Source organism: Microcoleus sp. AT8-B5 (assembly GCF_036705565.1).
Classification (GTDB): domain Bacteria; phylum Cyanobacteriota; class Cyanobacteriia; order Cyanobacteriales; family Microcoleaceae; genus Microcoleus.
On record NZ_JAUBUY010000040.1, the window covers coordinates 46,647 to 57,111 of the forward strand.

The window sequence follows — 10,465 nt, forward strand, 5'->3', positions numbered from 1 at the left end:
AGACCGCAATCATAATCACTCAAAACCGCAATCAGGATTTTTTTCGAGACCACATTAAATGCAACTGAATTAAAACTTCAGACCAGATTAAATGAAGCACAGACCAGATTAAATGCGACCAGACCGCAATCATCCAACCGAGACCACATTAAATGCAACGCCGCCGGCTATGTCTGTGAAAACTTTTTCACAGCCGGCCGAGAGCAGAGCGTCTCACTGTAAGTCAAGGTTTTGGTCGAGGGTTGAAACCCTTGCGTAGCCAACGAGCATATACTCGTGCCTCTGTTTTCAGGGCGAAGTGTAAGGGAATGTTACATAACTAACTATCGGTCTACGTTTTTGAGACACAAATTTTGAGATAAGTTTTACAACAGTTTTTGGTGGCGCTAAGCCTGTTTCTGGTTGGTTGGAGTGGGTGTTGCAAAAACGGTCGTTTTTGCAACAGTTTCTGAGGGGAAAGTTAGATCAAGTCGTAATGTTGGATTTGTGAAGGGTGAGGCAATTATTAAGGAGCCTCAGCTTTGACTCTCTCGCGTTGCTTTCAGTTGGTTGCATTTAATCTGGTCTCGTTTACATGATTGTGGTCTGGTCGCATTTAATTTGGTCTGAGTAGCGTTTAATTTGGTCTGAAGTTTTGGTTCAGTTTCATTTAATGTGGTCTGGTAAAAATCCTGATTGCGGTCTTGAGTGATTATGATTGCGGTCTCCTACAAATAGGTAGGGGTGTTCGGGATGTTTGTAGGTTTCTAACAGCAGCCCCAACTCTTGAATGAGCGGGATAGTGCGGGTGCCGAGCTTGCCTTTGGTGTTGCCTTTACGGATGATCATTTCGGAGCGGATGACGCCCGCCGGGGTGAAAACATCGATGACTTTCAAGCTGCACGCTTCGGCAATGCGACAAGCGGTGTACAGACAAACTCCAAAGAGGGCGCGGTCGCGATCGCTCTGCAAACCTTCGTTAAATAAAAGTTCGATTTCCTCTTGGGTAAGTATCTTGGCTTGTCCGTGTCCCTCTATTTTCATCTTGGTGTAGACCCGACCCGATACCAGAAAGTTTGCCGCAAATACTGCATTGCTGCATCCGTCGGGGGTATTTCTTAATGCGGCGGTTGAGGCAAGGCGAGGCTGAGAAAAGGGCAGAACTCAGCACTCTCCAGCGGGGGCGATCGCAGTCTGGTTCGTTGATATTGTTGGTATTGATGCAAGCGCTGCGCGATCGGTGAAGCAAAACCGCCATCGAGCATAACCTCACTGGTACTATTCACCAATCGGCAATTTTTGCGATTGAATTCGGAACAGCAGAGTACCAGAATTGATAAAAATTACTCAGCAAGTTGCCTGCTAAAATAATGAAGTACATTTATATCCAAGCTTTTCCAAATTTTTCCAATTCATCAACTCAATAGTCTCCAACTCAGTAACACTCAACTCATCTTGCCAAGCATTAATTCTGTCACTCCCAACCGGCTCTAAAGTATTGGGATGCCACACCATCTGACTCGGCGGAACTAAACCTGACTCGGCATTTTTGTGATAAAATTCCAGCATTGATTCCTGAAAATCTACTCCAACCCACTTGCAGATTTTAGCTAACTGTGCTGATGGCTCCCTTACCAAATCTTCGTAAGAAACTAAATAAAATTGCTCCCATTTTTGATGGTATTTTTCAATTATTTTAACAACTTGATTCCATTGGTGCGTCAGTCCCGCTACCGTTTTTATCCCCGGCCACACTTCCCCCCTTTCTTGCTCTTTTGCTACTAATTTTTTGATAGAACTGTAACAAGCCCGAAAATCTCGCACAATCAAAATCACCTTAACACTTGGAAAATATCTCCTGATTTTTCCTAATTGATAAATGTGAAAAGGATTTTTGTCTCCCCAAATCGAAGCTGTCGGGTCAAACTGCTGGCGGTAAGTTTGATAAACTGTAAAAACTGCTTGAGCGTAACTCAATTGCTTGTTATTTGTCAAGTTATCTAATAAAAGCTGTGGGTCAATATTCCACTCCCAAAACCTGTGAAAATTGTTGTTGTAAAGGTCATTTAAAAAATCTTCAATTTGAGGCAGCAAGTCGTTGACAGCACCGTATTTTGACTCTAGGGCAACAAAGAACAGACTTTCAGGGGGAATGCAGATATCTGGATGCGCTGTTAGCATTAAACGCAGGAGAGTTGTCCCCGAACGTTCGGCTCCTATTACAAAAATCGGACTTGATACGGTCGATTTGTTGCTGGGTGAATTAGCCTTAGCGCCTAAAAAAATATTTGACTGGCTGTTGGGTGAATTAGCATCCGCGCTCGAAAACTTGCTCCTATCTATTTTATCATTAACTTGCTTCGGGCGCAAGCGAAATTGACCGACAAGTTCTACTCCCAACTCCAATTTGTCAGCAAGTCCGCGACGTTGAAGCGCCTGTTCGACAGCGGTGCGGCATAATAATATTTGCTCTGCCCGATGCTGGCGAGAAACGGTTTGCTGGTGGATGCGGTAATAATAAAGCGGTTTGTTGATTTTTCTAATTTCTGTAACTTCACTCAGCCGCAGGCACAATTCGTAATCGACAGCACTGGCAAATTTTGGGTCAACACCGCCACAATTATTGTAAGCTGAACGGCGGATTAAGCGAAAGTGAAAGACGATGGGATCTACTAACAGTTGCTCTGGCGAATAGGGGATTTGGCAGAGAGGGCCTTCGCCGCCAACGCAGTCGTTTTCGTCGATGAGTAAATAGTTGGTATAAACAACTCCTACTTGAGGATTTGCATCTAAAATAGGAACTGTTTCTGCTAGTGCTTTGGGGGCGAGCAAATCGTCGCTATCCACGCAGCCGAAGTAAGGAAATGTGGCTTCTCTAATGGCGGCCATTAGGGAATAGCCCGAACCTCGGTGTTCGGCGGCGAGGGCTTTGATTCTGGGGTCAAGTTTGGCGTAGTTGCGGGCTATATTGAGAGAGTTATCTGTGGAACCGTCGTCCCAAATTAAAAGTTCAAAGTTAGGGTAAGTTTGGGCGAGAACGCTTTCTATGGCAGCTTTGAGGTAGCGTTCTCGGTTGTAGACTGTCATGACAATGGAGATGGGAGTCATAAATAGAAGGAAGAAGGAAGTTCGGCAACGGATGAGTGTAACAGATGTTAGAAAGAAGGAAGAATACCTATATCGTAAGCTTTTCAGTGATTCAGAGGTCGGTTTAATTAAGTGGACTTACTTACCTGCTAAAATAATGAAGTGCATTTATACCCCAGCCTTTCCAAATTTTTTCTATTCATTAACTCAATAGTTTCCACCTCAGCCAAACTCAACTCATTTTGCCAAGCATTAATTCTCTTAATATCAATTGACTTGAAAGTATTTGGATTCAACACAACTTGGCTTGGAAGAACTAAACCTAACTCGGCATTTTTTTGATAAAATTCCAGCATCGAGTCCTGAAAATCTACCCCTAACCATTTACAGATTTTCGTTAACTGCACTGAGGGTTCCCTCACCAAATCTTCATAATAAACTAAATAGAATTGTTCCCATTTTTGATGGTATTTGCCGATAAGCTTAACAACTTGGTTCCACTGGTACATCATTCCCTCTAATGTTTTAGGTCCCGACCACACCTCTTTCATTTCTCGCTCTTTTGCCACTATCTTTTTTACAGAACTGTAACAAGCCCGAAAATCTCTGACAATTAAAATCACCTTAGATGCAGGAAAATACCGCCGGATTTTTTCTAAGTGATGAATGTGGCAAGGATTCTTGTCTCCCCAAATCGAAGCTGTCGAGTCAAACTGTTGGCGGTAAGTTTGATAAACTGTTTCCACTGCCAGGGGGTAGCTTAATTCCTGGTAACTTTTTAAGTTATTTAATAAAAATTTTCGGTCTACATTCCACTCGCAAAACTTAGGAAATTTTTCATTGTAAAGGTCGTTTAAAAACTCTTCAATTTGAGGTAACAAGTTGCTGACATTGCCGTATTTCGGCTCTAGTGCAACAAAGAAAAGACTTTCGGGGGGAATGCAGATATCTGGATGCGCTGTTAGCATTAAACGCAGGAGAGTTGTCCCCGAACGTGGGGCTCCTATTACAAAAATCGGATTTGAGGCGGTCGATTTGCTGCAGCATATTTCTTTTTGCTTGCGTTTGTACAGAAAAAATCGACTGACGATATCTACTTCTAGCTCAAATCTTTCGCTCAATCCTCGCCTGTGAAGCGCTTGGGAAATTGCTGACTGAGATTCAATAATTTGGTCTAGTTGCTGTTCGACTGTATGCGCGGAATGCTGGCGGTAGTAGTAAAGGGGTTTGTTGAGGTGATAGAATTGGGTAATTTCTGAAAGTCGCAGGCAAAAATCGTAATCTTCGGCGCGGTTGAATTCGGAGTTGATGCCGCCTATCCTATCGTATAATTGGTGGCGAAACAGGCGGAAGTGGAAGGTCATAAAGTCTACTAACAGTCTATCTGGAGAGTAGGGTATTTGGCTGCGGTGCCCTAGTCCTTTTACTTGAGTTTTTTCATCGATCGTTAGACAATCGGTGTAGACTATTCCGATTTCTGGTTGTGCGTCTAATACGGCTGCGGTTTCTTCGAGGGCGGTGGGTGCGAGCAAGTCGTCGCTGTCTACCCAACCTATGTATGTTCCTTTGCACAGTGTATGAGCCGCTTTGAGGGCTATTCCTCGGCCTTGGTGGGGAGCGGCTGTTACTTGAATTCGCGCGTCTTGCTTTGCGTATTTGCGGGCGATGGTGAGACTGGAGTCGGTGGAACCGTCGTCCCAAATTATGAGTTCAAAGTTGGGGTAGGTTTGGGCGAGAATGCTTTCTATGGCGGCGCTGAGGTATTGTTCTCGGTTGTAGGTGGTGGTAATGATGGAGATTAAGGAGGTCATTGGGAAATAACAAGCGATCGCAATTTGACCGAACAAAAGTAAAATACTTTGATATTTTTATGCAGAGGTTTGAATCCAGATTTTATGGTTAAGTAAATGTTAGCAGACATTGAGATAAATTGACACATCTCTTAAATTTATCAATTAAGTAAAACAGTTAAAGTCTAGTCAAAGGAAGGGTCTGTATACCATTTTCTCATGTTTTCGTACCATTTCATTACTTGCTCGTGTTCCTCAATTAACTCAGGGCTGGCTCCTGCTTTTTGGTAATCTAGGTACGAATCATTGTGCTGAAATTCACAACTAACGTGATAGCCTTGCGGTAAAGTCTTCCAATAAGTTGCTTCCCAGGGTTCGAGGACATTCCATTTTTCGGTTCCTGGGATGTGTCGCTCCTTAAAAATCAAGTGGTCTAAACTCAACAATTGCTCTATAATTTCTCTCTGGGTACTGAGAATTCCATATTCATAATAAGGGAACGCCCCACGAAAATTCACAATAAAAAACTTATTCCAATCAGGATGAGCCATTGCTTCCCATCTAGCACCACCTTGAGGAGTTAAATAGTAGCTTGCTACAAGTCTTCCAATTAAGTGGTCTTGAATTCCTGCCCTTGTTAAGACAACATCGGAAGCTGGCTCGGTGTCGTATTCATCGTCAAACACCATTGCTTTAATGTCACCTCTCTGAAACAAGGAATCTGCAGCAAGCACTACTTCAGCCTGAGATAGATGCTCTGAGTGTGCAAAACTGATTAGTGCCTCCCATTTGCATATTACAAACTTAAGCATCAAGTATTCGATTTTGAGATTCGGACTTTTTGCTAATGCTGTGGAATAGTTAAGTTCGGCTTCACACTGCTTAAAGTAGTTTGTATACCATATTCTAGTGCTAGAATACCAGTTGTTTGCTTGTTTTTCTCGTTCAATTAACTTAGGATCGCGCTTAGCAGATTCATCAAATTCAACGCTTCTACTTTCATACCGAACTTCGTAACCAATAGGAAGTGTTTTCCAATAAGTAGCTTGCCAAGGAGTCAATATTTCCCATGATTCAGTGCCAGGGATAATATAGGCACGGGTATTTCCATGATCTATTAAATGGTATAAGGCTAAATATGCTTCTAATAATTTACGATCGGCGCAGCCAAGGAAACCATTATATCCTGTCCAATACAAATCCCAATTAGGTTGAGAAAACGACTCCCATCTTTCTCCTCCTTGAGTCGTCAAGAAATAGCCCAAATTTATTTTTTGATGAATAGCCGACTCAATTTCTGATTTGGAAGGTATAAAACCTCTATTGAGAAAGTCTTCTAATTTATACAAAGGTGTATCGGAGGAAGTAATTGCTAGCAAGTCTCCTTTTTGAAAGAGATCATGCAATACATCAGTAATTTCGGCTACTGTGAGATTGAGGGGTGCGCGATTGATGGCCAGGTCTCCGTATCGCTCATCAGGAACAATCCAACTGAAACCAATCACTTCCTCAACAGCAGTATCTAGAAACCAATACTCTAATTTGTTCATCTTCCTTTGTTGTAGTATTTAGTCGGTGGGTCATATTTATCTTTGATGTTCAGAATAGCAAATCGGCTTACTAAGTCGGGAGGATTTCCTTCTTTACAACATGTACATTCAGCTATAGAGCCAGCACTTTTCTTTGGGAAAAGGTCTTTGATGTAAACGTTGTAATGATTAGCACCTGTAGGATTTTTACATTTAAATTTATCCCCTGGGTCGCCTTTTCCCCCTTGAGGCTCAAGCTCTCTAAAATCTTTGATCAGAGGATGATTTCCCCTAAAGTTCTGCATAGCTTTAACAGCAGATTTAATAGTTGTATCTTTATACCCTTCAAAAGGCAAATCATTTGTCACCAAATCACTACACTTATCATATGAGCTGAATGGGGGATCGTCACAGGTTGGACAATTGCTACCTTTCTTTTTGGGTGTTCTAGTTGGAGAGGCTGACTTTGGTGCTGACGCAGGGGCTGGCGCAGGGGTTGGTGAAGGATAAGGCTTTGGTCGATTAAGCGATGGAGTAGGCTGAGTTTGTCCATGAGGGCGAATCAACCCTCTCCGCAGTCTTTCCTCAAACAGTCGATCGTCCTGACCCGCAGGCAAAGGATTCAACAATCCACCACCACCAGGAGGCGCAAGTAATATACCCGCACCACCCAAACCAGGTATACGTCTCAAAAATGGAATCAAACCTCCCCCAGGTGGTGCAGCCACAGGCGGTGCAGCCACAGGTGGTGCTGTAGGTATCAACTCTCCTGTTGGGTCTGTATAATTAGTCGAACTATTCCCCACATACCGATACAAATTAGCATCCCCACCCGCAAACCCGATCGTATCCTCACTAATAAACCTCCCCACCTGCGGGTCATAATACCTCGAATTGTAATAATAATTCCCCGTCTCAGAATCCAACTCCCGCCCCGTAAAACCAAAACGGAAACCCACACTCGGATTAGTTTGACTCCTTACTTTCCCAAAACTATCATAACCAATCCGATTCTGAATCGCCCCATTACTATCAACCAAATCCCGCACAGTACCCAAATTATCCGTCAGTGGCCACAACACGCTACCGCCAGCACTTTCATCCGCCAAAATTTCGTCAGTTTGCACCCCGTGCAAATAGCGGTGCGTTTGATTTCCACCACCATCAAAAGTCAAAGCAATATGCTGCCCGTCATACACCAAACGCTCAACTTGAGGCGCTGCACTACCAGCACCATCCGCATCAACTTCCCTAACAATGCGGCGATTCAAACCATCATAACTATACTGAGCCGACTTAATTACAGAACCGCCACTATTCTTACCAACAACTTGAGTCAACCGATTCCGATAATCCCAACTGTACTCAGTCACCTCACCCGTCACAATATCAGTTCGCTTCCTGAGATTTCCCTCACCATCGTACTCGTAATTGTAAACACCATCAGAATTCAACTGATTGTTACTTCCCCTCTGATATCCAGAATTAGTTCGATTGCCATTATCATCGTAACTGTAATTCTCATCACTCTGAGTGGTGTAATCTGCCCCTGTCAATTGGTCGAGTTTATCGTAACTGTAACTGGTGCTACCCGAAGGCGAATTAAATCCAGTCACTCGATTGGCAAAATCGTAAGTCCAAGCATAATTAGCTAACGCCACATTCCCCTTACCGTGACTCAAGCGAGTTAAACGACCAACACTGTCATAAACATACTCGCTTTTAGCCACCAAATTCGTGCCATTCAAATCGCTGTAACGAATAACATCCTTAGTTTTACCCGCAGCATCATAACTCATATCCACCCGCTTGGAACTTACTCCATTGCCGCTTTGAGTAATTCGAGTCACCCGGTTCCCATCATCGTAAGTAAAGGATTTGGTGCCGCGCAATTGACCGTTAATTGTATCCGTCACGGAAAGCGGATTGTTAACCTTATTGTAGGTGTACTTCAACAGCACATTTGGTATGTTGGGAGTTCCCGCATTATCGACAGTTTCCAAATTGCCAGCCAAATCGTAAGTCAAAGTGTAAGTTGCATCGGGGTCGCTAATAGTTTTAAGCTGACCTGCTGCATCGTAACTTGAAGCAATCGTGCGAATCGGAGTATTAGCTGAATTGAGCCATTGTTCTTCGGTTGGGCGGTTGAGTTTATCGTAAACAAACTTGCGAGTGCGGTTGTTGCCATCTTTGGCAGTTATCAAATTACTTGCGGTATCGTAAGTGTAGCTGCGAGTGCGGTTTAGAGGTAGATTGGTTTCTGTTTTCAGGCGATTTAATTCATCGTAAGCGTAAGTTGTTTTGTTGTTTGCAGGGTCGGTAATAGAAGCAATATTGCCGACATTATCGTAAGTGGTAGTTGTGACTTTGTTGAGGGCATCAGTGACAGTTGTTTGACGGTTTAAAGCATCGTAACCGTAGCGAGTGGTGTTGCCCAAACCATCAGTGACGGCACTCACGTTGCCGTTGGCATCGTATTCTGTAGTAACCGTGTTGCCTAGCGGGTCGGTAACAGCAGTAACTCGGTCTTTTTTATCGTAAACGTAGGCAGTTTCCTCTCCCAATTCGTTGGTAAATCTGAGGAGATTGCTGTTAGCGTCGTAGGTGGATTTTGTGGTAGAAGTTAGGGGATTTTTAGTGCCGATTTGGCGGTTGAGATTGTCGAAGGTGTATTCGGTGGAGTGGTTGAGAGCGTCGGTGATTTTGGTGCGATTGCCTGCTTTGTCGTAAGTGTACGTAGTGGTGTTTAGCCGGGGGTCGGTGACAGTTTTTTGGCGGTTTAAAGGGTCGTAGGTAAAGGATGTTTTGCGCAGGAGAGGGTCGGTAACTGATAAGACATTGCCGACTTTATCGTATTCAGTGGTGGTACTCCCCGATGGAGTTAAAGCATCAATGACGCGGGTTTGTCGGTTTCTGGCATCGTAAACATATTGAGTCTTGTTATTGTTCCCGTCAATTTCTGCAGTAACGTTGCCAACCTTATCGTACTCGGTTTTGCTGGTGCTGGCGATCGCAGTCGTTGCCCCTTCAGTCACATCGGTTCTTCTTCCCAAGTCGTCGTACTTGTATTCAGTGCGGCTATTATTCGCATCAACTTGAGCCACCATTTGATTAGCAACATCGTACTCAAATCGAGTAATTTTATCACTAGGGTCAACCTCCCGAATTAACCGACCCCGTGCATCATAAACCTTATTTGTCCGATTCGCCTTAGCATCAAAACTCGCCGTCTGATTGTTATCCGAATCGTACCGCATCTTTTCCTTAGAACCGTCAGGATTAACCGTCTCAACCAACCGATTCCGACTGTCATACCGATACTCAGTTCTCCGACCCAACGGGTCAAGCATTAATACCTGATTCCCATTTTTATCGTACTCGTAACTGGTTACAGGAGAGGTGAGCGGCCCGCTGCCATCCGGGTCAGGAGCCTTAACCTTAACCAACTGATTCATGATATTATACTCAGACTCAGTACGGTTCCCATTCTCATCAATTGTTGCCGTCTGATTTCCCGCACCGTCGTACTCAAACTGCTGGGTTGCTTCCTCGATAGTTCCTTTAGCAAAAATCGTCTTTTTCAACTGATTCATCGCATCGTATTCGTACTCAGTGCGGATGCCATTTTCATCAATTACCGCCTTTTGATTGCCCGCAGCATCGTATTCAAATTGCTGCACCGCTTCGTCAACTGTTCCTTTGGCAAAAGTAATCTTAACCAACTGGTCTTTATCGTTATAATCGTAATCTGTCACCCGTCCGTTGGGGTCATTTTCAGTGTCTATGAGGTTTTTGTTAGTGTAGGTATAGCTAGTAACAACATCATCGCTGCCGCCAACAGCGCCTACTACATTTGTCACTTTCGTTCTGTTGCCAGTAAGCGGGTCAATTTCGTAAAGAGTTTGGCGGCCTAATTCATCAGTTTCGCTGGTTACTTGATTGAAAACAGGGTCGTAAGTATAACTCCGCTTGCCAGTACCACCTCCCCCACCAGCTTGCACATTATTGTTTAAACGAACATCAACTCCACCACTAGCGAAGATTAAATCCAAATCGCTATCAAGATCGATATCTGCTAAT

The 10,465-nt window shown here is 43.8% G+C and carries 6 protein-coding genes; all 6 read right to left on the bottom strand.

All coding sequences use genetic code 11. The annotated features are described in order from the left end of the window. Positions 1–645 precede the first annotated feature (645 nt). Complete coding sequence (locus tag QUB39_RS22890; protein ID WP_333058083.1) at positions 646–1,023, bottom strand: site-specific integrase; 378 nt, start codon at positions 1,021–1,023, stop codon at positions 646–648. A gap of 74 nt (positions 1,024–1,097) precedes the next feature. After that, on the bottom strand, positions 1,098–1,265 hold the full coding sequence (locus QUB39_RS22895; RefSeq protein ID WP_333212061.1) for a hypothetical protein: 168 nt from the start codon (positions 1,263–1,265) through the stop codon (positions 1,098–1,100). Positions 1,266–1,341: 76 nt separating this feature from the next. Beyond that, positions 1,342–3,087 carry a sulfotransferase gene (locus tag QUB39_RS22900; RefSeq protein WP_333058085.1) on the bottom strand — a complete coding sequence of 582 codons (1,746 nt, stop codon included), beginning with the start codon at positions 3,085–3,087 and terminating at the stop codon, positions 1,342–1,344. 128 nt (positions 3,088–3,215) lie between these two features. After that, a complete protein-coding gene (locus tag QUB39_RS22905) occupies positions 3,216–4,913 on the bottom strand; it encodes a sulfotransferase (protein WP_333212059.1) in 1,698 nt (565 codons plus the stop codon). A 128-nt stretch (positions 4,914–5,041) separates the two neighbouring features. Next, positions 5,042–6,406: a hypothetical protein gene (locus tag QUB39_RS22910; RefSeq protein ID WP_333058087.1), complete on the bottom strand. Its 1,365-nt coding sequence runs from the start codon at positions 6,404–6,406 to the stop codon at positions 5,042–5,044. Further along, positions 6,403–10,465: RHS repeat-associated core domain-containing protein (locus QUB39_RS22915; protein ID WP_333212056.1), on the bottom strand; the 4,063-nt coding region annotated here is incomplete at its 5' end. The genes QUB39_RS22910 and QUB39_RS22915, both read right to left, overlap by 4 nt.